This is a genomic window from Microbacterium sp. NPDC079356 (assembly GCF_049545465.1).
In the GTDB taxonomy this organism is placed as follows: domain Bacteria; phylum Actinomycetota; class Actinomycetes; order Actinomycetales; family Microbacteriaceae; genus Microbacterium; species Microbacterium gawkjiense.
The window spans coordinates 26,660-48,131 of record NZ_JBMWDN010000004.1 but is presented as its reverse complement, the minus strand read 5'-3'; the positions used below and the strand labels follow the sequence as shown (position 1 = coordinate 48,131).

Sequence of the window (21,472 nt, the reverse complement as noted above, 5' to 3'; positions counted from 1 at the left end):
ACTTAGGCTCAAGTTTGGACCGACCCTTCAGGAGCAGATGATGAACGCACAAGCCGCCCCCGGGCAGGACGATCAGGGCAGCGCCCTCGAACAGTTCGGCGTCAACCTCACCGACCGCGCCCGGCAGGGCAAACTCGACCCCGTCATCGGTCGCGACGGCGAGATCCGACGGGTCAGCCAGGTGCTCACGCGCCGCACGAAGAACAACCCCGTGCTCATCGGTGAGCCCGGCGTCGGCAAGACCGCCGTCGTCGAGGGGCTCGCGCAGCGCATCGTCGCGGGCGACGTCGCCGAGTCGCTGAAGGGCAAGGAGCTCATCGCGCTCGACATCTCGGCACTGGTCGCCGGCGCGATGTACCGCGGCCAGTTCGAGGAGCGGCTGAAGAGCGTTTTGAAGGAGATCACCGAGTCCGAGGGCCGGGTCATCACCTTCATCGACGAGCTGCACACGCTGATGGGTGCCGGCGGAGGCGAGGGGTCGGTCGCGGCATCCAACATGCTCAAGCCCATGCTCGCCCGCGGCGAGCTGCGCCTGATCGGGGCGACGACGCTCGACGAGTACCGCGAGTTCATCGAGAAGGATGCCGCGTTGGAGCGCCGCTTCCAGCAGGTGTACGTCGGCGAGCCGAGCGTCGAGGACACGATCGCGATCCTCCGCGGGCTCAAGGAGCGGTACGAGGCGCACCACAAGGTCGCGATCTCGGACGGTGCGCTGGTGGCCGCCGCGGCGCTGTCGAACCGGTACATCCCGGCGCGGCAGCTGCCCGACAAGGCGATCGACCTCATCGACGAGGCCGCGTCGCGCCTGCGCATGGAGATCGACTCGGCGCCGCTGGAGATCGACGAGCTGCGCCGGCACGCCGACCGGCTGAAGCTCGAGGAGCTTGCGCTGAAGAAGGAGAAGGACGACGCCTCGAAGGAGCGCCTCGCAGCGCTCCGCGACCAGCTCGTGAAGGTGCAGCAGGAGCTCGACGACCTGCAGGCGCGCTGGGAGCGCGAGCGGGCGTCGTTGAACGCCGTCGGCGACTACAAGACGCGGCTCGACGCGCTGCGGGTCGAGGCGGAGCGGGCGCAGCGCGAGGGCGACCTCGAGCGGGCGTCGCGGCTGCTCTACGCCGAGATCCCCGCGCTCGAGCGCAAGCTCACCGAGGCGGAGTTGGCCGAGGGTGCCGTCGGTGACGGAGCCGAGCGGATGGTGGGCGACCGGGTGACCGAAGAGGACATCGCGGAGGTCATCGCGGCGTGGACCGGCATCCCGGTCGGAAAACTGCTGCAGAGCGAGAGCGCTCGACTGGTGCACCTGGAGTCCGAGCTCGGCAAGCGGCTGATCGGGCAGAAGGCGGCCGTGAAGACGGTGTCGGATGCCGTGCGTCGCTCCCGCGCCGGGATCAGCGACCCGAACCGGCCGACCGGCTCGTTCCTGTTCCTCGGGCCGACGGGTGTGGGCAAGACCGAGCTCGCGAAGGCGCTGGCGGAGTTCCTGTTCGACGACGAGCGGGCGATGGTGCGCATCGACATGAGCGAGTACGGCGAGAAGCACGCCGTCGCGCGGCTCGTCGGTGCCCCACCCGGGTACGTCGGGTACGAGCAGGGCGGTCAACTCACCGAGGCGGTGCGGCGCCGGCCGTACTCCGTGGTGCTGCTCGACGAGGTCGAGAAAGCGCACCCCGAGGTGTTCGACGTGCTGCTGCAGGTGCTCGACGACGGACGGTTGACCGACGGCCAGGGGCGGACGGTGGACTTCACCAACACGATCCTCGTGCTGACGAGCAACATCGGGTCGCCGGTGCTCATCGATCCGACGCTGACGGACGAGACGAAGCGCGAGCAGGTGATGACGATGGTGCGGCAGGTGTTCCGCCCCGAGTTCCTGAACCGACTCGACGACGTCGTGATGTTCTCGCCGCTGAGCGAGTCCGATCTCGCGCAGATCGTCGAGCTCGCCGTGGATGCGTTGCAGCGCCGCCTGCGCGATCGTCGACTGACGCTCGCGGTGACGCCGGACGCGCGCGCCTGGCTCGCCGAACGCGGGTACGACCCGCTGTTCGGTGCGCGGCCGCTGCGGCGGCTGATCCAGTCGGAGATCCAGGACCGGCTTGCGATGGCGCTGCTGTCGGGCGGTGTGCACGACGGTGACGTGGTGCGCGTGGACGTCGCGGTCGACGGGTCGCAGCTGGTGCTCACGAGCAGCGGTCCAGCGTCGGCCGAACCAGGCGAGGATGACGTGATCGAGGCGGAGCTGCTCGACGGATGACCTCGCTCGGTGCCGGTGTGACGCTGCGGGAGCCGGCGGTGACGGATGCCGCGGCCCTCGCCGACGCGTACTGCCGGAACCGCGAGCGCCTCGCGCCGTGGGAGCCGGTGCGGGCGGAGTCGTTCTTCACGGAGGCGGGTCAACGGGCCGAGCTCGAGGCGGTGCTGCGGGACCGCGATGCCGGGGTCGCTGCGCCGTTCGTGCTGGTGGCGGGGGAGCGCATCGTCGGTCGGGTGAACCTGTCGAGCATCGTCCGCGGCGCGTTCCAGAGCGCCAACCTCGGGTACTGGATCGACGGCGAGTTCGCCGGGCGGGGCGTCATGACCGCGGCGGTGGATGCCGTGGTGCGAGCCGCGGCCGAGGAGTGGGGCCTGCATCGGGTGCAGGCCGGCACGTTGCTGCACAACGCGGCGTCGCGGGCGGTGCTGCGGCGGTGCGGCTTCACCGAGATCGGCGTCGCCCCGGGGTACCTGAAGATCGCGGGGCGCTGGCAGGACCATATGCTGTTCCAGCGGATCCTCGAGGGCTGAGGCGGTGAAGGGCTGAGGCGGTGGCGGGCTGAGGGCTCAGAGCGGCGGGTAACGGGTGAGGGCGCTCCGACGCGCACCCCGTGCGCGGTGCGTCGTCTGCGCTCGACGCACTTCAGGCGGGGGCGAGCTGTCAGGCGTGCGTCCGACCCTTCTGGGGGGATGCGTGCAGCGCGGCGCGCAGGGCGCCCTCTTGTTTCAGAAGGGTGCGGATTCCGCTGGTGCGGTCGGCGGTGGTGGTGGTGCGGCAGGGGTGAAGGCGACGGCCGGGGTGGGTGCGTCTTCGCGGTAGGTCCTGCCGAGGGGTGAGGTCCATTCGAGGACTCCACCCTTCAGTTGTCGGACTCTCCACGCGGTGAATTGCTTCATCGAGTGATGCCTCTGGCACAGATGAGCCAGGTTTGAGAGCTCGGTTCGTCCGCCGAGGGCGTGATCGTGCGTGTGATCGACTTCGCAGCGGATGGCGGCGACGCGGCATCCGGGGAACCGGCAGTGCTGATCGCGGGCTTGCAGGAACCTGCGCATCCCGGAGGGGACACGGTACGAGTCCGTCAACACGGTGACCCCGGTGGTCGGGTCGTGGAACAGGCGCTCCCAGATATGGGTGCTGCTGGCGAGCGTGCGCGCCGTGGTGGGGTCGATGGGGGAGCGCCCGGCGAGGTCGCTCGGTCCGTCGTCCTCGCCGGTGAGCGTCGCTGCGGGGACGAGGATCTGCACGCGGGCGCGGATCGCGCCCAGCGGGCCTGCGCTGGTGTCGCGGGTGTCGTCGAGGGCTGGGGTCCCCGCAAGAAGCAGGTCGGCGTACACGTCCGCGCGGACCTGATCGGTGGAGCGGTTGTCCGTGGCGACGATAGCGGCAGCGTCCTCGCTGTCGGCGCTGCTGTGGCCATTGCCGACGTCCGCGCGCGTCGCGGCAGCTTCCCCGAACGCGGCACCCGCTCCGCCATGCGCGGCGGCGCGCTCGTCGCGGGTGTCGATGATCGCCCGCGCTTGCTGCGTCAGCCGGTCGTGGATGCCCTCCGCAACCACCGTCGGCAACGTCGCGATCACGTCGCTCATCCCGTCCCGCCCCGGCACGACCCGCACGCACCGCCCGGCAGCGGCCTCCTCGTGTCGTTCCGCGAACGAGCGTGGGTGCATCCGGTGCGCGAGGATCTCGAGCTCGCCTCGCACCCGGTTCGGGGTATCGCGTTCGCACCGGGTGATCGCGACCTGTTCGAACTCGGTCCACATCTCCGGCGGCAGGCTCGTCCCGGTCTCGAGAATCGCGATCGCGTGGCCTCGAACGATGCGGCCTTGCTCCCACGCTTCGACCGTCGCGGGGAACCCTTCGATCAGGGTCCGTGCTTCGCCGATCCGGCGTTGCACGGTCCGGTCGGTGACGCGCATGACTCCGCCGACCTCGGCCGCGATCGACCGTAACGCCATGTCGTGCACCTGCACGCGGGCGTTGCGCTGCGCGCTCTGCGCTTCGGCCAGACGGCCCGCCGCAGCGAGCATACGCAGCTCGTCGATCTGCGCTGCGGCGATCCGTCGAGCCGCGGAGTCGACGCCAGCGACGACCCCCGCCAGAGCAGCGAGATAGTCCTCGCCACCGGGGGTTTCCGCCGCATCCGTCATACCTGCACTCTGCCACTGGCCACCGACATCCACTCCGGTAAAACGGCCCCAGAACACACGTTGTGCGCACCCCGGGAATGAGAGTCCTCTCATCCTCGCGGCGGCGCGTCCTCCGTGACCGAAGTCAATGCGCCGTGCCCCGCAGCTCGTGCGGTTGGTTGTGGCATCCCCCCGACCGAGGGGGACGATCATCCTCCGAGCTCGCGTCTCGCGCTCCGCTGCCGGAGGTCCGCCGCACAGACTCGGCGTGAAAGGATCGAGCATGCGAACCGCGCGGGCCCTGTGGGGGGCCACCCACCCCGGGCCGTCGCTCGTGGTGACCGCGCTCTCGCTGGCCCTCGGCCTCGCCGCCGGGCTCGAGCCGCGGCGCCTCGTCGTCCTCGTCGTCGCGGTGTTCGCGGGACAGGTGTCGGTCGGCCTGTCGAACGATGCGATCGACCTGTTCCGCGACGCCACGGTGGGCCGCTCCGACAAGCCGCTCGTCCGCGGCGACACCCGCGTGCGCACCGCGTGGATCGCGGCGTTCGCCTCGCTGGGCGTCGCGATCGTGCTCTCCGCCGTCCTCGGCTGGGGGATGCTGCTCGCCCACGTCGTCGCGCTCGTCTCGGCGTGGAGCTACAACGCCGGGCTCAAGGCGACCCCCGCGTCGCTCGCGCCGTTCCTCGTGAGCTTCGGCATCTTCCCGTCGCTCGCCACGCTTTCGGCACCCGACCCGCAGCCCGCCGCGCTCTGGGCGACCTTCGCGGGAGCAGTGCTCGGCGCCGCCGTGCACCTGACGAACGTCCTCCCCGACCTGGACGATGACAGCCGCACCGGGGTGCGCGGACTGCCGCATCGGCTCGGAGCCGCGGCATCCGTCGTCCTCGCCGTCGCCGGCATCGTCCTCGCCGCGGTCGCGGTGCTCGTGGGCAGCCTCGCCGAGGGCGCACCGGCGGCCGCGATGATCCCGTTCGCCGTCGTCGTCGCGATCATCGCGGGTGCGGTGCTGCTCCCGATGCGGCGCCGCGGCCCCGACCGCACCGGATTCCGGCTCGTGATGGCCGCCGCGCTGGTCCTCGCCGCGCAACTCGCGGTGGGCTCGAGCCTGTCCTGACCCCGGGGCGGGCGGTTCCGGGGACGCGACGTGTCGCCAGGAGGTCGATCGGGCGACGGGATGCGTCCCTGGAGCAGTGGATGCGGACGGGTCGCGGCCCCGTCCTGCGCTTCCGGGGACCCAAGATGTCGCGAAGCGGCCGCGCAGGCGGCAGGTCGCGTCCCTCGAACCGCGAGCGCCGACGAGCCGTCCCGGCCCGACGCTCCGGGGACGCGAGATGTCGCGCGGGGGCTGCTCACCCGACGACTCGCGTCCCTGGAACCGCGGCCGACCCCTCAGCGGCTCGCGCGATCGAGGCCCATCGCGTAGGCGTGCGGGACGAGCCCGCCGGTCGCGGCGAGCACCGAACCCAGCACGCGCGAGCGCAGCGCGTGCACCGCGCCCGAGACGGGTCGGCCGAGTGCCATGTTGACTGCGGCGAGGCGGCCGGCGACCCGTGCGGAGCGCACGCGGTCACGCTCCCACTCCGCGAGGTCGGCCTCGGGCGCCGACCCCGACCGGATCCAGGCGGCGAGCAGGGGAGCGAGGGTCGCGGCATCCAGCAGTCCGAGGTTCATGCCCTGGCCGCCGATCGGACTGACCTCGTGCGCCGCGTCGCCGATCACGAACACGCGGTCCCGACGCATCGCGGGCGCGAGCACCCGCCGCACCCCGAACTCCGTCGCCTCGGTCACCGCCTCGGCAGCCTCCGCCTCGCCCCGCTCGCGCATAGCCCGACGCAACCGATCCGCCCGCGACGCGGCACTCCCACCGGCGTCCCACGCGACGAAGCGACGCCGTCCGCCGGGCAGCGGGAACGACTCGAGCACGCCGCCGGGGGCCAGGTGCACCACGGCGGTCTCGGCGTCGGCGCGGGGCGGCACGGCGGCATCCGTCATCAGATACCGATCGGCGTATGCAGTCCGCCGCAGCGCCTCCGGACGGTAGACGAGGTCGCGCGCACCGACCCCGCCCGCGACCACCACGATCGGCGCGGCCCGGTCTCCGCGGTCGGTCTCGACCCGCATTCGGGCGCCGTCGGGCGCGACCCTCGTCACCGTCGTGCCCCGCTCGGGCTCGGGTCCGTCGCCCCGCAGCGCGCGTTCGGTCTCGACCTGGGGCAGGGTCGCGACGTACGGATGCCGCACATCCACGCGCCCGAAGTCGACCACCCCGATCGCCCGTCCGTCGCTGCGCGCCTCGCCCCGGCGCACCCGCACGGCGCTGCTCAACAGGCGCTCGGTCGCCCCACCGGCCTCCAGCGCCGCGAGGACGGGAGCGTGCACCCCGATGGCGCGCGAACCACCGCCCGCCGCCTCGCGCCGCTCGACGATCGCGACCCCGACACCGAACCGCGTCAGCTCGGCCGCCAGCAGCGTGCCGACGGGACCCGCCCCGACGACGAGGACCTCAGCCATCGCCGTCCGCCACCGCGAGCAGCCGGAACGGCGCCGGCGACGCGACGCGCCACGGCGCCCCGAGCGCCGCGGCGAGCTCGTCCGCGCGATAGCTCCGCCGGATCGAGCGCAGTCCGTCGGTCCGCAGGAACGTCCCCCGCTCCAGCGCCGTGATGCCTATGCCGTAGAGCGCATACGCCAGTGCGCCGCGCTCGATGTCGGCGTGCAGCACCGCCCCGGTCGCGAGCGCGCGCGTGTCGGCGGCGAAGCCGGCGAGCTCCGCATCGCTCAGGTGGTGCAGCACGTGGTTCGACAGCACCAGGTCGAACCGCTCGCCGGCCGCGCGGAGACCCGCGGCATCCGTCGCGGCGAACGACACCCGCGCGCTCCCGCGCTGCCGCGCCACCTCGAGCGCCCGCGGGTCGGGGTCGATCCCGAGCCACCGCACGTCGAGCCCGTCGCGCTCGGCCCACGTCGCGAGGCGTGCGAGCACGTCGCCGCCGCCGCTACCCACGTCGAGTACCCGCGCCGGACGACCCAGCCGCTGCAGCCGGGGACGGATGCCGCGCCGCCAGACCCGACCCCACCCGCCGATCGCGCGGTTCACGAGGTCGAACCTCCGGAGCGTCTCGGCCAGCATCGCCGGGTCGCAGTCCGGATCGTCCATCAACTCGCGAAGCGCGCCGTCGCGCACGGCGAGGTTCACGCGGCCCCCGTCCGGAACGTCAGCCGCGCCGCCTCGAGGGTGAGCCCGGGCCCGAAGGCGAGCGTCGCCACGCGGTCGCCGTCGTCGAGACCGGCGGCCAGGAGCGCGCCGAGGATGAAGAGGATCGTCGCGCTCGACATGTTGCCGTAGTCGCGCAGGACGTCGCGCGACACCGTCAGGGCGTCGGCGGGCAACTCGAGCCCGGACTCGACGCGGTCGAGCACGCTGCGCCCGCCGGGGTGCACCGCCCACGTGTCGACGCCGTCGTCGCCGAGGAACGTCTCGACCGCGCCGCGGATCTCGCGCCCGATGATGCGCGGCACCTCGGCCGACAGCACCATCTCGAAGCCGGTGTCGCCGATCGTCCAGGCCATGTCCTTCTCGCCCTCGTCGGTGAGCACCGTCGCGAAGCGGTCGAGCTCGAACGACGCCCCCGTCGCTCGCGACGGGTCTGCGCTCACGACCGCCGCCGCCGCGCCGTCGGCGAACACGGACGCCGCGACGATCTCGTCGTGGTCGGCCGGCGTCCGCACGTGCAACGAGCACAGCTCGGCGCAGACGACGAGGACCACGGCGGTCGGGTCGGCCGCGCACGTCTGGTCGGCCGTCCGCAGCGCCGGCACCGCCGCCGCGCACCCCATGAACCCGAGGTGCGCGCGGGCGACCGTGGTCGGCAGCTCCAGGTCGCGCACGAGGTGGTAGTCGGGACCGGGTGCGAACATGCCCGTGCACGAGACCGTGACGACGTGGGTCACCTCGGCCGCGGTGACGGATGCCGCGGCGAGGGCCTTCCGCGCCGCCTCGGCGAACAACGGGGGTGCGAGCCGGATGTACGCGTCGTTGCGGGCGCCGGTGGAGGGGGCGAGCAACGAACCGGCGTCGGTGACCGTCGGCATCCGCTCGTCACCGGCGGGTGCGGAGGCCGCGGCAGCTGCGGCCAGGTCGTCGAGCACGGTGTGCCGGGTCTCGATCGCCGAGGCGTCGAACGCGGCGCCGATGAGCCGCCGCGTGAGCCGGTCGGCACCCGGCTGCCCCGCGAACAGATCGCGCACCTGATCCTGTCGGAGACGGGCCTCGGGCACGGCGGTGCCGATGGACAGGATGCGGGTGGTCATGCCTCACCGTAACCGGCGCGCGATCGGTCGAGGCTGCGGGTTGACCATGACCCGGTCGTGTGTGAACCGGCGAAGGATCACCTGCTGCCGACCCACACCTCCACGCCCGCTCCCGTGAGGGTGAAGTTCAGGGCGGTGCCGAGCGGGTAGGCGGCGCGCGCCGCGTCGGGACTCTGCTCGCTGACGACCGCCGTCACCGCGACGGGGAACGGCGCCGAGCCGCACACCGACAGGCTGTCGTCGGCGGCCTCGGCGGGGCTCACGACACTGAGGCACTCGACGTCGGGACGGTCGACGTTGCCGGCCGTGAACGCGAACACCGAGTAACCGCGGAAGTCGCTGTACCGCCGCACGGCCGACGAGTCCTCGGGCGCACTGCCGCCGTCGATGACGGCGAGGGTCGCGACGCGCTCCGCGCCGGGGTAGCGCGGGGTGTCCTCGGTGACCGCCCGCGTGATCGCGACCGTCGCCGTCACGAGCACGGCCGCCGCGACCGCCGCGCCGGCCGCGACGAGCCACCGCGGCGCACGCCGGCGGGGTCGATCCTGGGGCGGCGCCTCCGCGGCGGCGGGCTCGGAAGCGGCGGAAGCGGCGGGCTCGGCGGGCGCGACCTCGTCCCCAGCCCGCGTGTCATCGCCCGCGGGCGCGTCGCGCCGCGCGGCGCGGGTCTCGAGCTCCCGCAGGCGCGCCAGGGCGGCGGCATCCCCTGCGATGTCGGGGGTGCGCCCGTAGGCGCGCTCGCGCAGTCGGGCGAGCTCGGCGGCCTCGTCGTCGTCCATCGGGATCACTCAACCAACACATCGACGGGATGCGGGCCGAATCGGCCTTCGCCGCGCCGGATCAGTCGTCGACGAGCAGCGAGTCGGCGACCGGACGCCGCTCCCGCGGGGCGTTCTCGCGCGCCTGCAGTTCCTCGGATGCCGCGTCGAGGTCGCCCACCGGTCCGACGGCCATGACGGTCAGGGCACGCTGCGTGTCGGTGAGGCCGAACGATTCGGCGATCCGGTCGGCGTGGAAGCCGCCCATCTGGTGCGTCCCGAGATCGTTCGCGTGCGCCTGCACGGTGAAGTGCGCCGCGGCCTGGCCGACGTCGTACGCGGCCCAGCGCAGGGCCTTGCCGTCCTGCTCGGTCGTCGCGACGAACACGACGAGCGCAGCCGCGTCGGCCGCCCACGAGCGGTTGAACCCCATCAGGCTGTCGACGACGGCGGCGTGGGATGCCGACCCCCGCCGCGCGACGATGAACCGCCACGGCTGCGTGTTCGACGCCGACGGCGACCAGCGCGCCGCCTCGAGGGCGGACCGCAGGGCCTGCTCGTCGATCGGGGCGGACGCGTCGAAGATGCGGGTGCTCCAGCGCTCGCTGAGCACGTCGAGGAGGGGGGCGTCGGTCGTGGCGGTGCGGTTCGGCATCCGTCCATTCCATCACCGCCTCCCTGGGTGCGGGGTCGATGCGTCAGGACGTCGGCCAGTCGGCCGGGCCCGCCGTGCCCGCGGCGTACTCGTCCATCGGCACGCGGCCGTCCCGCCACGCATCGATGACCGGCTGCACGATGTGCCAGCAGTCGACGGCGGCGTCCCCGCGCACCGAGAGCATCGCGTCGCCGTCGAGGATGCCCGAGAGCACCTCGGCGTACGCCTTCAGCGACCCCTCGCCCAGGTGGGCCTCGAGGGTCGCCCGCTCGAGCTGGAGCGGGTCGGCCTCGCCGTTGACGTTCAGTCCGAGCGAGATCGAGTCGGGTCCGAGCGAGAAGCTGAGGACGGTGGGGCCGGGGTCGCCTGTGAAGCCGCGCGGCAGGTGCCGCACCGGGTGGAAGCGCACCTCGACCTTCGCCTCGGCGTGGCCCAGGGCCTTGCCCGAGCGCAGCGTGATCGGCACGCCCTGCCAGCGGGCGTTGCGCACCTCGACGGTCATCTCGGCGAGAGTCTCGGTGCCGCGCGCCGGGTCGACGCCCGGCTCGTCGACGTACGACGGGAACTCGCGTCCGTCCACGGTGCCCGCCGTGTATCGCGCCCGTCGCGACGAGGCGACGGGGTCGTCGCCCCAGACGGCCGTCGCGCGGAGTGCTGCGCCCGTCGCGTCGCGGAGGTCGCGTTCGTCGAGGGAGGCCGGGGGCTCCATCGTCACGAACGCCATCACCTGCAGCAGGTGGCTCTGGATCATGTCGGTCAGCGCGCCGGCCTTGTCGTAGTAGCCCGCACGGCCTTCGAGACCCAGCGGCTCGTCGAACTGCACGAGGATCGACGCGATGTGGTCGGCCGACCACGCCGGTTCGATGAGCCGGTTCGCGAAGCGCACCCCGAGCAGGTTGAGGACCGTCGAGCGGCCGAGGAAGTGGTCGACGCGGAAGACCTGGCTCTCGGGGACGAGGTCGGCGAGGGTCTCGTTGAGGCGTTCGGCGCTGGCGGCATCCGACCCGAAGGGCTTCTCGAGCGCGAGGATCGTGCCGTCCGGGATCGTGACCGACCGCAGGGCCTCGCACGCCTTCGCGGCGACGGCGGGAGGCACGGCGAAGTAGAGCGCGGGGCGGCCCTCGGTGGCATCCAGCAGCGTCTGCAGCTGACCCGGGTCGGTGATGTCGGCCTGCGTGTAGGTCGTGTCGGAGAGCCGGTCGAAGGCGGACTCCGCATCGGTCGTCGCGAACGCCTTCCGGACCGTCTCGCGCCAGGCGTCGTCGGTCCACTCGTCGACGCCGGCGCCCGCGAGGCGCACGCTGCGGTCGGGCTCGCGCGCGAGCAGCTGCCCGAGCGCGGGCAGGAGCAGTCGCGAGGTGAGGTCGCCGGAGGCGCCGAGGATGAGCAGGGTCGTGTCGGCCGTCATGCGCGTCACCCTAGCCCCCCGGTGCGCGCGAACCGGAGTCGGGTGCCGGCTCTTGCCCCGACCGTGCGCGAGGGCGACAATGACGACGATGCCTGCCCCGATCGAGTCCTACGCCCTGCTCAGCAACTGTCGGACGGCGGCCCTGGTGTCGGATGCCGGCAGCATCGACTGGCTCTGCCTCCCCCGCTACGACGCGGCGTCGATCTTCGGTGCGCTGCTCGGCGACGAGGAGCACGGCCGGTGGAGCCTGCGGCCCGCCGATCCCGAGGCCACCGCCGCGCGGCGCTACGACGGCGACACGTTCGTGCTCGTCACGCGCTGGACGACGGCCACCGGCGTCGCCGACGTCATCGAGTTCCTGCCGATCGACGAGGACGTCGTCGTGCGGCGGGTGGTCGGCGTCGAGGGGACGGTCGCCTTCGAGAGCGAGTTGCGCCTGCGGTTCGACTACGCGCGGGCGCTGCCATGGGTGCGGCAGATCGGCGACGACGACGCGGCGGCCGTGCTGCTCGCGATCGCGGGGCCCGACGCCGTCGTGGTCCGCGGTCCGCGGCTGCGCCCCGACGGAACGACCCACCGCGGATCGTTCACGGCCCGGTCGGGGACGACGGTCGACTCGATTCTCGCGTGGGACCGGTCGTACCACCCGCATCCGGTCGCGTGCGACGTCGACACCGCGCTCGACGCGACCCGCCGGTGGTGGACCGAGTGGGCGTCCCGCGTCGAAGGGCATGGACGCTGGGCCGACCACGTGATGCGGTCGATGCTCGTGCTGCGCGCCCTCACCCACCCCGACACGGGCGGCATCGTCGCGGCGGCGACGACGTCCCTCCCCGAGGACCCGGGCGGGTCGCGCAACTGGGACTACCGCTTCGTGTGGCTGCGCGACGCCGCGCTCACGCTCGAGGCCTACCTCGCCCACGGCTACACGGCCGCGGCCGAGCGTTGGCGCGGATGGTTGCTGCGGGCGGTCGCCGGCGACCCGGCCGACGTGCAGATCATGTACGGCCTCGGCGGCGAGCGCGACTTGCCCGAGCGCGAGCTGACGAGCCTGCCGGGGTACCGGGGCTCGGCGCCGGTGCGGATCGGCAACGGCGCGGTCGACCAGTACCAGGGCGACGTGATCGGCGAGGTGCTCGTCGCCCTCGAGGCGGCGCGCCTGGCGGGAGTCGCCGAGACGCCGTCGTCGTGGTCGCTGCAGCGTGCGCTGCTGGCGCAGGTCGTCGAGTGGGTCGACCGTCCCGACCACGGCATCTGGGAGATGCGCGGCGACCTGCACCACTTCACCCACTCGCGCGCCATGGTGTGGGCCGCGCTCGACCGCGGCGTCCGCGCGGTGCGCGAGCACGGACTCGAGGGCGACGCCGACGTCTGGGAGCGACTGCGCGACCGCGTGCGCGCCGAGATCGATGCGACCGGAGTGGATGCCGCGGGCGGCCACTTCACGCAGCACGACACCACCGACGAGGTCGACGCCTCGCTGCTGCTCCTGCCGCTCGTCGGGTTCTGCGCGGCCGACGACCCGCGGATGCTCGCCACCGTCGCCCGCATCGAGCGCGACCTCCTGCGGGACGGCTTCGTCATGCGGTACCGGACCGCCGCCGGCACCGACGGACTGCCCGGCGACGAGCATCCCTTCCTCGCATGCTCGTTCTGGCTCGTCGAGCAGTACGCGGCGACCGGCCGCATCGACGACGCGACGCGCCTCATGGACCGCCTGTGCGCCGTCGCCAACGACGTCGGCCTGCTCTCGGAGGAGTACGACCCCGCCACCGGACACCACATCGGCAACACCCCGCAGGCGCTCTCGCATCTCGCCCTCGTCGGCGCGGCCGACGCGCTCGCCGGCCACGTCGGCCGCGCGGCGCACCGGACGTAGCCGCTCCGTCAAGGGACTGCGGGGGAGTGGATGCCGGGGGTAGCGTCGTAGACGGGACCGCTGACCCGGGCGGAGGAGGAGACGATGACGGACGTACCCGAGCCGCTCGTCGGCGACACTCTGGCGGATCGTTACCGGCTGATCGCGCAGGTCGGTCAGGGCGGCATGGCGCGGGTCTTCCGCGCGGACGACACCGCGCTCGGGCGGACGGTCGCCGTCAAGGTGCTGCGCCCCGGCGTCGAGGGGGTCGCCGGAGCGCCTGAGCGCGCCCGGAGCGAGGTGACCCTCCTCGCCTCGCTCAACCACCCGTCGCTCGTGACCCTCTTCGACGCGCACCTGACCGGATCGCCCGAATACCTCGTGATGGAGTTCGTCGACGGGCCGACCCTCAGCTCCCGGATCGCCGAGGGGCCGCTGCCCCCAGCCGAGGTCGCCGCGCTCGCCGCGGAGCTCGGCGAAGCCCTCCACGTCGTGCACGCGTCGGGGGTCGTGCACCGCGACATGAAGCCGTCGAACGTGCTGCTCGCCCCGCCGCACCTGCCGGGCGGGCGGCCCCGCGCGAAGCTCGCCGACTTCGGCATCGCCCTGCTCCTCGACAGCGCCCGGCTGACGACGCCCGGCACGATCATCGGGACGGCCGCCTATCTCGCCCCCGAGCAGGTGCAGGGCGGCGATCCGGCTCCGCCCGCCGACGTGTACGCGCTCGGCCTGGTGCTGCTCGAAGCCCTCACCGGCGAGCGCGCGTACCCGCACACCGACGGGGTCGGCGCCGCCCTGGCCCGCCTCACCACGCCGCCGACGATCCCCGACGCGCTCGGCCCCGCCTGGACGTCGCTGCTGTCGCGCATGACCGCCACCCGCCCTGAGGAGCGTCCGACCGCGCTCGCGGTCGTCGAGGCCGCCGAGCGGCTGCGCACCGCGCCGGTCGACGGTGCGCCCCCGCTGCCGCCGGTGCGCGCGGCGGTGGCCGCCGGCATCCCGATCGCGGCGACGACCCCCGCCGACGCGCCGGCGACGCAGGCGGAGCCTCGCGACGACGACGCCCCGACCGTGCTCGAGCCGGCGGCCACCCGCACGGCGGGCGATGCCCCGACGCGCCGCTACCCGACGGCGGCGACGGTGGCCTTCGGGTCGGCGCCGGCTCCGGCATCCAGCGAGGCGGACTCGCGTCGCCGGTCCCGCCGTCCGCTCGTCATCGGGCTCGCCGTCGCGGTCGTCGCCCTGCTCGCCGGGGCCAGCATCTGGGCGGCGTCGCTCTTCGGCGGACAGCCGTCCGGAACGACCGACCCCGCGCAGACCGAGCCGACGCCCGCCCGGACGGCGGAGGTGACGCCGACCGCCACCCCGACGCCCACGGTCTCGACGGTCGACGACTCGGGCACCGATGACGCCCCTGCCGACGACAAGGGCGGCGGCAAACCCGACAAGCAGGACAAGCCCGACAAACCCGGCAAGGACAAACCCGGCAAGGACAAGCCCGGCAAGGGCGGCCCCGGACGCGGCTGAACCGCCCCGCCGCGGGTGCGGACGGAGCGGTTCAGCGGATGCCGCGGCTCAGCGCGACAGGGCCTCGCGCAGCTTGACGCGCGCCCCCATGCGCAGGAGCGAGTTCTCGTAGATCTTCGCGCCGAGGAGGATCGCCCCGATGCACGCGGCGAGCATGACGGCCAGCGCGAGCAGGGGCTCCCACCACTGCGCCTCGCCGACGAAGATGCGCACCGGCATCCCCACCGGGGCCGAGAACGGCACGTACGACATGATCGTCAGCACGACGGGGTTGTCGTTGAAGAAGATGACGAGGAAGTACGGCGCCATCACGATGTAGGTGAGCGGCGTGATCGTCGGTCCGATGTCCTCCTGCCGCGAGACCATCGCGCCCGCCGCGGCGAACAGCGCGGCCAGCAGGACGAACCCGAAGAGGAAGAACACCGCGAACCACGCGATCGGACCGCCGAGCCCCGCGATGAGGAAGTCCTGACCGGTCACCGTCAGGCCGATGATCGCCACCGCGGCGATACCGACGATCTGCCCCATCGCGAGCACCGTGTTGCCGAGCACCTTGCCGGCCAGGAGCGCGCGGGTCGGGATCGCCGAGATGAGCAGCTCGACCACGCGGGTCTGCTTCTCCTCGACGACGCTCGTCGCGATCGTCGTGCCGAAGGTGAGCGCCGCGGCGAAGAAGACGCCGCCGAACGCGATCGCGATGATGTAGCGCAGGAAGCCGTCGGTGCTCGCGGGTTCGAGGATCTCGACCTCGGGCGCGATGCTCAGCTGCTGCAGCAGGCTGTTGGAGACCTGCTCGTCGAACACCACGGTGTAGCCGAGGGGCTCGGCGCCGCCCGGGATGACGGCGGCGTCGACCTCGCCGTCGCGGACGAGTTCGCGTGCCTCGTCGGCGGTCGCGGCATCCGTCACGTCGAAGGCGTCGGGGTCGGTGAGGGCCGAGGCGGTCTCGGAGGTGACCGCGATCGGCGTGCGGTTGTCGCTCTGCGCCGTGAAGCCGGCCCAGAGGACCGCGGCCAGCACGATCAGGAACATGACGACGGTCGAGATGATGAACGACTTGGAGCGCAGCTTGGAGCCGATCTCGCGCTCGGTGACGAGCCAGACGCTCTGGCCGAAGGACGGTGACGTGTTCACTGGATGACCTCCGTGAAGATCTGGGCGAGGGTGGGGCGGCGGGGGGCGAAGCTGGTGACGGCGCCGGCGGCGACGGCGCGCTGCAGGACGCGCTGCGCCGTCTCGTCCGAGTCGGCCTCGAACACCGCGTACCCGCCGTCGAAGTCGACGACCTCGACGCCCGGCTCATCGCGCAGCCAGCCGGCGTCGGTGGCCGAGACGAGTTCGAAGCGCCGCGAGGCGTGCTGGGCGCGCAGGCCGTCGCGGGTGCCGGCCGCGCGGATCGTGCCGCCGGCGATGATGACGAGGTCGTCGCACAGGCGCTCGACGACGTCGAGCTGGTGCGACGAGAAGAGCACCGAGACGCCCTGCGCGGCGCGGGTCTGCAGCACCTCGGCCACGACGTCGACCGCGAGCGGGTCGAGGCCCGAGAACGGCTCGTCGAGGATGAGCACCTCGGGGTCGTGCACGAGCGCCGCGGCGATCTGGGCGCGCTGCTGGTTGCCGAGCGAGAGCGTCTCGACGTTGTCGTCCAGGCGCTCCCCGAGTCCCAGCTCCTGCAGGAGCGCCGTCGCGCGGGTCGTGGCATCCGCCTTCGAGAACCCGTGCAGACGGGCGAGGTAGACGATGTGCTCGAGCACCTTCATCTTCGGGTACAGGCCGCGCTCTTCGGGCATGTACCCGAAGCGGCGGCGGTCGGCGGTCGTGACGGGCGCGCCGTTCAGCGTGACCTCGCCGCTGTCGCGGCCCAGCACGCCGAGCATGATGCGCATCGTGGTGGTCTTGCCGGCGCCGTTGCCGCCGACGAACCCGGTCAGGCGGCCGGGGGCGACGTCGAACGCGACGTCGTCGAGCACCCGCCGCGAGCCGTAGCTCTTGGTGATCCCGCGTAGCTGCAGCATCCGTTCCTCCTGTGGTCCTGGGCCACCGGCGGTGGCACGTGTCCCACGTTAGGAAGATCGGATGCCGGGGGCCTCCCCCCGGCGGGTGATCCGGGATCCCCGCCGCGAGGGGGGAGCGTGACGTCTTATTGCATTCACGGGAATAGGGATGCCGGGGGTCCCGTTGGACTCCACGGTGCCGAACGGCATCCGTTTCGACTCTTTTGGAGGACCTATGACGAACCGCACCATCGGCTACATCGTCGGCAGCATCTCGTCGACGTCGATCAACCGCCGCCTCGCCAAGGCGCTCGAGCGCCTCGCACCCGAGGGCACCACGTTGGTCGAGATCCCGATCAAGGACCTGCCGTTCTACTCGGTCGACCAGGACGCGGACTTCCCGCAGGTCGCCGTCGACTTCAAGCAGGCGATCGCGGACGTCGATGGCGTCATCATCGTGACCCCCGAGTACAGCCGCTCGATCCCGGGCGTGCTGAAGAACGCGCTCGACTGGGCCGCCCGCCCCTACGGCCAGAACGCGTTCAACCTCAAGCCCACCGCCGTCATCGGCACCTCGGGCAGCGGCATCGGCACCGCCGCCGCGCAGCAGCACCTGAAGGCGATCCTCAGCCACTTCAACGCCCCCACGCTCGGCCAGCCCGAAGGCTACGTGCAGAGCACGCCCGGCCTGTTCGGCGAGGACGGCGAGGTCACCAGCGACGAGACCGCCGGCTTCCTGACCGGCTACCTCGAGGCGTTCGGCGACCTGATCGACCGCTACGCCAAGGTCCCCGCGGGCGTCTGACCCGCGTCACGGCTGGAACGGCCCCGCCCCGACTCGGGCGGGGCCGTTCCGCGTACGGGGCGGCTCAGCCCAGGCCGTGCCGGTAGGCCCAGACCACGGCGGCGACGCGGTCGCGGGCGCCAAGCTTCTGCAGCACGTTCGACACGTGCGTCTTGACCGTCGCCTCGCCGATGTAGAGCTCCTGGGCGATCTCGCCGTTGCTCATCGCACGCGCGAGCAGGCGCAACACCTCGGCCTCGCGCTCGGTGAGCTCCACCGGCAGGGTGGGCGCGGCATCCGTCGTCCGGGGGAGGGATGCCGCCGGTGCCGACTCCGCCTGCGCGAACCGCTCGATCACCCGACGCGTGACCGACGGCGCGAGCAGCGCATCACCCGAGTGCGCGACACGCACGGCGTTCGTGAGCTCCTCGGGGCCGGCGTTCTTGAGCAGGAACCCGCTCGCCCCCGCCGACAGCGCCTGGAAGAGGTAGTCGTCGCGGTCGAAGGTCGTCACGATGACGACGGATGCCGCGACCTCGGCATCCGCCACGATCCGCCGCGTCGCCTCGAGGCCGTCCATGTCGGGCATCTGCACGTCCATGCAGATCACGTCGGGGCGCAGCTCGCGCGCGGCCGCGACGGCGGCGCGGCCGTCGCCCGCCTCGCCGACGACCTCGATGTCGCCCGCGGCCTCGAGGATCATGCGGAACCCGGTGCGCATGACGGAGTGGTCGTCGACGAGCAGCACGCGGATCATGCCGGCACCGCCTGCGTCAGGGGCATGCGCGCCCGCACGAGGAAGCCGCCCCGGTCGCGGGCGCGCGCCTCGAGCGTTCCTCCGGAAGAAACGGCGCGTTCGCGCATCCCGACCAGGCCGAGGCCCGCTCGTCCGGAGATCGGCGCGCGTCCGGTGTTCGAGACCTCGAGTTCGACGGCGTCGTCGGCGTAGCGCAGGCGCACGTCGGCCGTCGCGCCGGGGCCGCCGTGACGGCGGGCGTTCGTCAGCGCCTCCTGCGCGATCCGGTACAGGTTCACCTGCACGAGGTCGGAGGTCGGCACCGCGTCGCCGACGACGGACAGCGTCGTCGGCAGGCCGTTCTCGTTCGCGTGGGCGACGAGCGCCGGCAGCGCGTCGAGGCGCAGCGTCGACCCGCCGAGCGCGTCGGTGTCGGATGCGTCGGTGTCGGGCGTCCGCAGCGTCTCGAGCAGCTGGCGCAGTTCGGTCAGCGCCTCACGCGCAGAGGACTCGATGCCGGTGAGCGCGGTGCGCGCGGCATCCGGGTTCTGCTCGAACACCGTCCGCGCGGCACCCGCCTGCACCCCCATCGCCGAGACGTGGTGGGCGACGACGTCGTGCAGCTCGCGCGCGATGCGCACGCGGTCGAGGGCGACGGCCTGTGCCGCCGTCCGTTCGCGCTCGCGTTCGAGCTCGGCGGTGCGCTGCTCGAGCGCCGCGCGCTCCATCGCACCCGTGTAGGCGCGCTCGCCGAACAGGTAGGCGCCGCCGAAGAAGGCCACGTTGACGAGGAACTGGATCAGCGCGAAAGCCGCGAAGGGCGAGAACGGCCCCTGCTGCGAGAGTCCGTCGTCGGATGCCGCCGACTGGAACATCGTGATGAGCAGCCACACGAACATCGCGACGATCAGCAGGATGCGCACGAGCGCCGCGCGGCGCCGGTCGGCGACCCAGGCGCCCACCGTGTACATCGCGATGAACAGCGAGACGTTGCCGACGTACACCTCGGGGATGCCCGCCGACATGCCCACGAAGAAGGCCGCGGACACGACGACCAGCACCGTGCCGGGGAACCGACGTCGCAGGGCGAGGGGAACCGTGACCGCCGCGGCGTAGAGCAGCCCCCAGTGCAGAGCCGGGCCGTTGCCGCCGTAGATGTTCGAGACCGTGCCGAGGGCGGTGCTGATCAGGCCGGCGACCAGCATCCCGGCGGCGAGCCAGGCGTCGTGACGCCGTTCGGCGGGGGTGACGGCGCGGCGGAGCGTCGAGTCGGACATGCCTTCCACGCTAGAGGGGCGGATGCGGCGCGGCATCCGTCCTGCGGGGGAGAGCCTTCGGCGTCAGAAGATCATCGGACGATCGTCGTCGTCCTCGCCGTCGAGGTCGAGGTCGACGACCACCGGGACGTGGTCGCTGGGGATCTCGCCCTTGCGCTCGTCGCGGTGGATGGATGCCCCGACGACACCGTCGGCGAAGGCCGCCGAACCGAGGATGAAGTCGATGCGCAGGCCCTCGTTGCGGGGGAAGCGCAGCTGCTTGTAGTCCCAGTAGGTGTAGCCGGTCGGGACGAGCGGGCGGACCGTGTCGGTGAGGCCGGCGTCGAGCAGGGACTGGAAGGCGGCGCGCTCCTCGGGCGAGACGTGCGTCGTCACGCCCTCGACGACCATCGGGTCGCCGTTGTCGGCGTCGGTCGGGGCGATGTTGAAGTCGCCGACGAGGGCCAGCGGCAGGTCGGGGTGGGCAGCGAGCGTCGACTGCGTGTAGGCGCGGAGCGCCTCGAGCCAGTGCAGTTTGTACGCGAAGTGCGGGTCGTCGAGACCGCGGCCGTTGGGGACGTAGAGGCTCCACACCTTGACCCCGTCGATCGTCGCGCCGAGCGCGCGGGCCTCCTGCGGGGCATCCGGACCCTCGTGGCCCTTCAGGAACCCCGGCATGTCGGGGAAGGCGTACTCGACCTCGGTGATCGGCTCACGACTCGCGATCGCGACGCCGTTCCACTGGTTCAGGCCGTGCGCCTCGACGTGGTAGCCCGCCTCTTCGAACGCCTCGTAGGGGAACTGCTCGGGCTTGCACTTGATCTCCTGCATCGCGAGCACGTCGATGTTCTCGCGCACGGCGAACTCGACGGTGCGCACGACGCGCGCGCGGATGGAGTTGACGTTCCAGGTGGCAAGCCGCATGGTTCCCAGCCTAGATCGGGCGTCCGACGCCGCCGGTCGTAGACTCGGAGCCGTGACCGTCGCCTCCACGCCCGCACTCGAAGCCGACCGCCAGAGCCTCATCTCGCTCATCCAGGAGGAGGCCGTGTTCCACGGCGACTTCACCCTGTCGAGCGGCAAGAAGGCGACCTACTACGTCGACATGAGAAAGCTCACGCTCGACCACCGCGCGGCGCCCGCCATCGGGCGCATCATGCTCGACCTCATCCGCGACGTCGACGGCATCGTCGCGGTGGGCGGGCTCACCCTCGGCGCCGACCCCATCGCGAACGCCGTCATGCACGAGTCCGCGCGCACCGACGCGCCGCTCGACGCGTTCGTCGTCCGCAAGGAGCCCAAGGACCACGGCCGCGGTCGTCAGGTCGAAGGAGCGGATGTCGCGGGCAAGCGCGTCGTCGTCGTCGAGGACACCTCGACCACCGGTCAGTCGGCGCTCAAGGCCGTCGAGGCGCTGCGCCGCGAGGGCGCCGAGCCCGTCGCGGTGGCCGTGATCGTCGACCGCAAGACGGGTGCGCAGGCCGCGGTCGAGGCGGCGGGTCTCACCTGGCTCGCCGCGATCGACCTCGACGACCTGGGCCTGCAGCCGCAGTAATCCCGCCGGCGCGAGCCCTACTTGGGTTCGAGGTCGTCCCACGGCTTGCGGCCGCGGCGGTCGTCGCCGCGCCGTCGGAACCCGCGGACGACGATGAGCACGAGCGAGGTCAGCAGCGACAGCCCGACGACGCTGTACAGCAGGTTCTGCTCGAGCTCGTTCATGCGTCCACTCTCGCACGGACCGCGCCGGCCGGGTCCGACCCGAATCACCACCGAGGTGCCGAATCACCAGCGAAACGCGCGCAATC

Annotated in this window: 20 protein-coding genes; 7 read left to right on the top strand and 13 right to left on the bottom strand. The window is 72.6% G+C overall.

Annotated elements, in window-relative coordinates:
- Nucleotides 1-40: 40 nt before the first annotated feature.
- Together ACPEH0_RS10680 and ACPEH0_RS10675 are read left to right on the top strand one after the other, a co-directional pair.
- Nucleotides 41-2,254, top strand: a complete 2,214-nt coding sequence (locus tag ACPEH0_RS10680) for an ATP-dependent Clp protease ATP-binding subunit (RefSeq protein WP_366214494.1) — start codon at nucleotides 41-43, stop codon at nucleotides 2,252-2,254.
- Nucleotides 2,251-2,784, top strand: coding sequence for a GNAT family N-acetyltransferase (locus ACPEH0_RS10675; protein ID WP_366214493.1), 534 nt, complete (start codon nucleotides 2,251-2,253; stop codon nucleotides 2,782-2,784). The genes ACPEH0_RS10680 and ACPEH0_RS10675 overlap by 4 nt, the downstream gene beginning before the upstream one ends.
- Before the next feature lie 195 nt (nucleotides 2,785-2,979).
- On the opposite strand, the gene ACPEH0_RS10670 is transcribed toward ACPEH0_RS10675, so the two are convergent.
- Entirely contained in the window at nucleotides 2,980-4,401 is a 1,422-nt protein-coding gene (locus ACPEH0_RS10670) for an HNH endonuclease signature motif containing protein (protein ID WP_366214492.1), read from the bottom strand.
- Nucleotides 4,402-4,663: 262 nt separating this feature from the next.
- Here ACPEH0_RS10670 and ACPEH0_RS10665 point away from each other — a divergent pair, with 262 nt between their 5' ends.
- The gene (locus ACPEH0_RS10665) at nucleotides 4,664-5,494 is read left to right on the top strand and encodes a UbiA family prenyltransferase (RefSeq protein ID WP_366214491.1); all 831 of its coding nucleotides are present in this window, start codon (nucleotides 4,664-4,666) and stop codon (nucleotides 5,492-5,494) included.
- Between the two features lie 275 nt (nucleotides 5,495-5,769).
- Here the strand turns inward: ACPEH0_RS10665 and ACPEH0_RS10660 are convergent, their stop codons facing one another.
- The 6 genes from ACPEH0_RS10660 to ACPEH0_RS10635 form a co-directional block, all read right to left on the bottom strand.
- Nucleotides 5,770-6,891 (bottom strand): FAD-dependent oxidoreductase, encoded by a 1,122-nt coding sequence (locus tag ACPEH0_RS10660; protein WP_366214490.1) that lies wholly within the window; start codon nucleotides 6,889-6,891, stop codon nucleotides 5,770-5,772.
- Nucleotides 6,884-7,576 carry a methyltransferase domain-containing protein gene (locus ACPEH0_RS10655; RefSeq protein ID WP_366214489.1) on the bottom strand — a complete coding sequence of 231 codons (693 nt, stop codon included), beginning with the start codon at nucleotides 7,574-7,576 and terminating at the stop codon, nucleotides 6,884-6,886. Before ACPEH0_RS10655 ends, ACPEH0_RS10660 begins: the two co-directional genes overlap by 8 nt.
- Nucleotides 7,573-8,691 carry a type III polyketide synthase gene (locus ACPEH0_RS10650; protein WP_366214488.1) on the bottom strand — a complete coding sequence of 373 codons (1,119 nt, stop codon included), beginning with the start codon at nucleotides 8,689-8,691 and terminating at the stop codon, nucleotides 7,573-7,575. The genes ACPEH0_RS10655 and ACPEH0_RS10650 overlap by 4 nt, the downstream gene beginning before the upstream one ends.
- Before the next feature lie 77 nt (nucleotides 8,692-8,768).
- Entirely contained in the window at nucleotides 8,769-9,470 is a 702-nt protein-coding gene (locus tag ACPEH0_RS10645) for a hypothetical protein (RefSeq protein ID WP_366214487.1), read from the bottom strand.
- A 61-nt stretch (nucleotides 9,471-9,531) separates the two neighbouring features.
- On the bottom strand, nucleotides 9,532-10,104 hold the full coding sequence (locus ACPEH0_RS10640) for a nitroreductase family protein (protein WP_253036207.1): 573 nt from the start codon (nucleotides 10,102-10,104) through the stop codon (nucleotides 9,532-9,534).
- Between the two features lie 43 nt (nucleotides 10,105-10,147).
- Nucleotides 10,148-11,512: a glucose-6-phosphate dehydrogenase gene (locus ACPEH0_RS10635; protein ID WP_366214486.1), complete on the bottom strand. Its 1,365-nt coding sequence runs from the start codon at nucleotides 11,510-11,512 to the stop codon at nucleotides 10,148-10,150.
- A gap of 79 nt (nucleotides 11,513-11,591) precedes the next feature.
- On the opposite strand from ACPEH0_RS10635, the gene ACPEH0_RS10630 reads away from it, so the two are divergent.
- On the top strand, nucleotides 11,592-13,391 hold the full coding sequence (locus ACPEH0_RS10630) for a glycoside hydrolase family 15 protein (protein ID WP_366214485.1): 1,800 nt from the start codon (nucleotides 11,592-11,594) through the stop codon (nucleotides 13,389-13,391).
- Nucleotides 13,392-13,475: 84 nt separating this feature from the next.
- Entirely contained in the window at nucleotides 13,476-14,897 is a 1,422-nt protein-coding gene (locus ACPEH0_RS10625; protein ID WP_366214484.1) for a protein kinase domain-containing protein, read from the top strand.
- Between the two features lie 48 nt (nucleotides 14,898-14,945).
- Here ACPEH0_RS10625 and ACPEH0_RS10620 read toward each other — a convergent pair whose 3' ends face one another.
- Together ACPEH0_RS10620 and ACPEH0_RS10615 are read right to left on the bottom strand one after the other, a co-directional pair.
- The gene (locus ACPEH0_RS10620; protein ID WP_359920412.1) at nucleotides 14,946-16,031 is read right to left on the bottom strand and encodes an ABC transporter permease; all 1,086 of its coding nucleotides are present in this window, start codon (nucleotides 16,029-16,031) and stop codon (nucleotides 14,946-14,948) included.
- Nucleotides 16,028-16,912 carry an ABC transporter ATP-binding protein gene (locus ACPEH0_RS10615; RefSeq protein WP_366214483.1) on the bottom strand — a complete coding sequence of 295 codons (885 nt, stop codon included), beginning with the start codon at nucleotides 16,910-16,912 and terminating at the stop codon, nucleotides 16,028-16,030. The genes ACPEH0_RS10620 and ACPEH0_RS10615 overlap by 4 nt, the downstream gene beginning before the upstream one ends.
- 214 nt (nucleotides 16,913-17,126) lie before the next feature.
- Between ACPEH0_RS10615 and ACPEH0_RS10610 the strand changes: the two genes are divergently transcribed.
- A complete protein-coding gene (locus ACPEH0_RS10610; RefSeq protein WP_366214482.1) occupies nucleotides 17,127-17,696 on the top strand; it encodes an NADPH-dependent FMN reductase in 570 nt (189 codons plus the stop codon).
- Between the two features lie 64 nt (nucleotides 17,697-17,760).
- Here the strand turns inward: ACPEH0_RS10610 and ACPEH0_RS10605 are convergent, their stop codons facing one another.
- From ACPEH0_RS10605 to ACPEH0_RS10595, 3 genes are all read right to left on the bottom strand, one after another.
- Nucleotides 17,761-18,432, bottom strand: a complete 672-nt coding sequence (locus ACPEH0_RS10605; RefSeq protein ID WP_366214481.1) for a response regulator transcription factor — start codon at nucleotides 18,430-18,432, stop codon at nucleotides 17,761-17,763.
- Entirely contained in the window at nucleotides 18,429-19,688 is a 1,260-nt protein-coding gene (locus ACPEH0_RS10600; RefSeq protein ID WP_311286266.1) for a sensor histidine kinase, read from the bottom strand. Before ACPEH0_RS10600 ends, ACPEH0_RS10605 begins: the two co-directional genes overlap by 4 nt.
- A 63-nt stretch (nucleotides 19,689-19,751) precedes the next feature.
- Nucleotides 19,752-20,591, bottom strand: a complete 840-nt coding sequence (locus ACPEH0_RS10595; RefSeq protein WP_366214480.1) for an exodeoxyribonuclease III — start codon at nucleotides 20,589-20,591, stop codon at nucleotides 19,752-19,754.
- Nucleotides 20,592-20,643: 52 nt separating this feature from the next.
- On the opposite strand from ACPEH0_RS10595, the gene pyrE reads away from it, so the two are divergent.
- Nucleotides 20,644-21,222, top strand: a complete 579-nt coding sequence (gene pyrE, locus ACPEH0_RS10590; RefSeq protein WP_253035811.1) for an orotate phosphoribosyltransferase — start codon at nucleotides 20,644-20,646, stop codon at nucleotides 21,220-21,222.
- A 17-nt stretch (nucleotides 21,223-21,239) separates the two neighbouring features.
- Here pyrE and ACPEH0_RS10585 read toward each other — a convergent pair whose 3' ends face one another.
- Nucleotides 21,240-21,386: a hypothetical protein gene (locus ACPEH0_RS10585; protein WP_197471610.1), complete on the bottom strand. Its 147-nt coding sequence runs from the start codon at nucleotides 21,384-21,386 to the stop codon at nucleotides 21,240-21,242.
- Nucleotides 21,387-21,472: the final 86 nt, after the last annotated feature.

Excerpts from the sequence above, each read along its gene's own strand:
- ACPEH0_RS10680 (WP_366214494.1), top strand. The coding sequence starts at position 41 with ATGAACGCACAAGCCGCCCCCGGGCAGGACGATCAGGGCAGCGCCCTC.
- ACPEH0_RS10675 (WP_366214493.1), top strand. The coding sequence starts at position 2,251 with ATGACCTCGCTCGGTGCCGGTGTGACGCTGCGGGAGCCGGCGGTGACG.
- ACPEH0_RS10670 (WP_366214492.1), bottom strand. The coding sequence starts at position 4,401 with ATGACGGATGCGGCGGAAACCCCCGGTGGCGAGGACTATCTCGCTGCT.
- ACPEH0_RS10665 (WP_366214491.1), top strand. The coding sequence starts at position 4,664 with ATGCGAACCGCGCGGGCCCTGTGGGGGGCCACCCACCCCGGGCCGTCG.
- ACPEH0_RS10660 (WP_366214490.1), bottom strand. The coding sequence starts at position 6,891 with ATGGCTGAGGTCCTCGTCGTCGGGGCGGGTCCCGTCGGCACGCTGCTG.
- ACPEH0_RS10650 (WP_366214488.1), bottom strand. The coding sequence starts at position 8,691 with ATGACCACCCGCATCCTGTCCATCGGCACCGCCGTGCCCGAGGCCCGT.
- ACPEH0_RS10645 (WP_366214487.1), bottom strand. The coding sequence starts at position 9,470 with ATGGACGACGACGAGGCCGCCGAGCTCGCCCGACTGCGCGAGCGCGCC.
- ACPEH0_RS10640 (WP_253036207.1), bottom strand. The coding sequence starts at position 10,104 with ATGCCGAACCGCACCGCCACGACCGACGCCCCCCTCCTCGACGTGCTC.
- ACPEH0_RS10635 (WP_366214486.1), bottom strand. The coding sequence starts at position 11,512 with ATGACGGCCGACACGACCCTGCTCATCCTCGGCGCCTCCGGCGACCTC.
- ACPEH0_RS10630 (WP_366214485.1), top strand. The coding sequence starts at position 11,592 with ATGACGACGATGCCTGCCCCGATCGAGTCCTACGCCCTGCTCAGCAAC.
- ACPEH0_RS10625 (WP_366214484.1), top strand. The coding sequence starts at position 13,476 with ATGACGGACGTACCCGAGCCGCTCGTCGGCGACACTCTGGCGGATCGT.
- ACPEH0_RS10615 (WP_366214483.1), bottom strand. The coding sequence starts at position 16,912 with ATGCTGCAGCTACGCGGGATCACCAAGAGCTACGGCTCGCGGCGGGTG.
- ACPEH0_RS10610 (WP_366214482.1), top strand. The coding sequence starts at position 17,127 with ATGACGAACCGCACCATCGGCTACATCGTCGGCAGCATCTCGTCGACG.
- ACPEH0_RS10605 (WP_366214481.1), bottom strand. The coding sequence starts at position 18,432 with ATGATCCGCGTGCTGCTCGTCGACGACCACTCCGTCATGCGCACCGGG.
- ACPEH0_RS10600 (WP_311286266.1), bottom strand. The coding sequence starts at position 19,688 with ATGTCCGACTCGACGCTCCGCCGCGCCGTCACCCCCGCCGAACGGCGT.
- ACPEH0_RS10595 (WP_366214480.1), bottom strand. The coding sequence starts at position 20,591 with ATGCGGCTTGCCACCTGGAACGTCAACTCCATCCGCGCGCGCGTCGTG.
- ACPEH0_RS10585 (WP_197471610.1), bottom strand. The coding sequence starts at position 21,386 with ATGAACGAGCTCGAGCAGAACCTGCTGTACAGCGTCGTCGGGCTGTCG.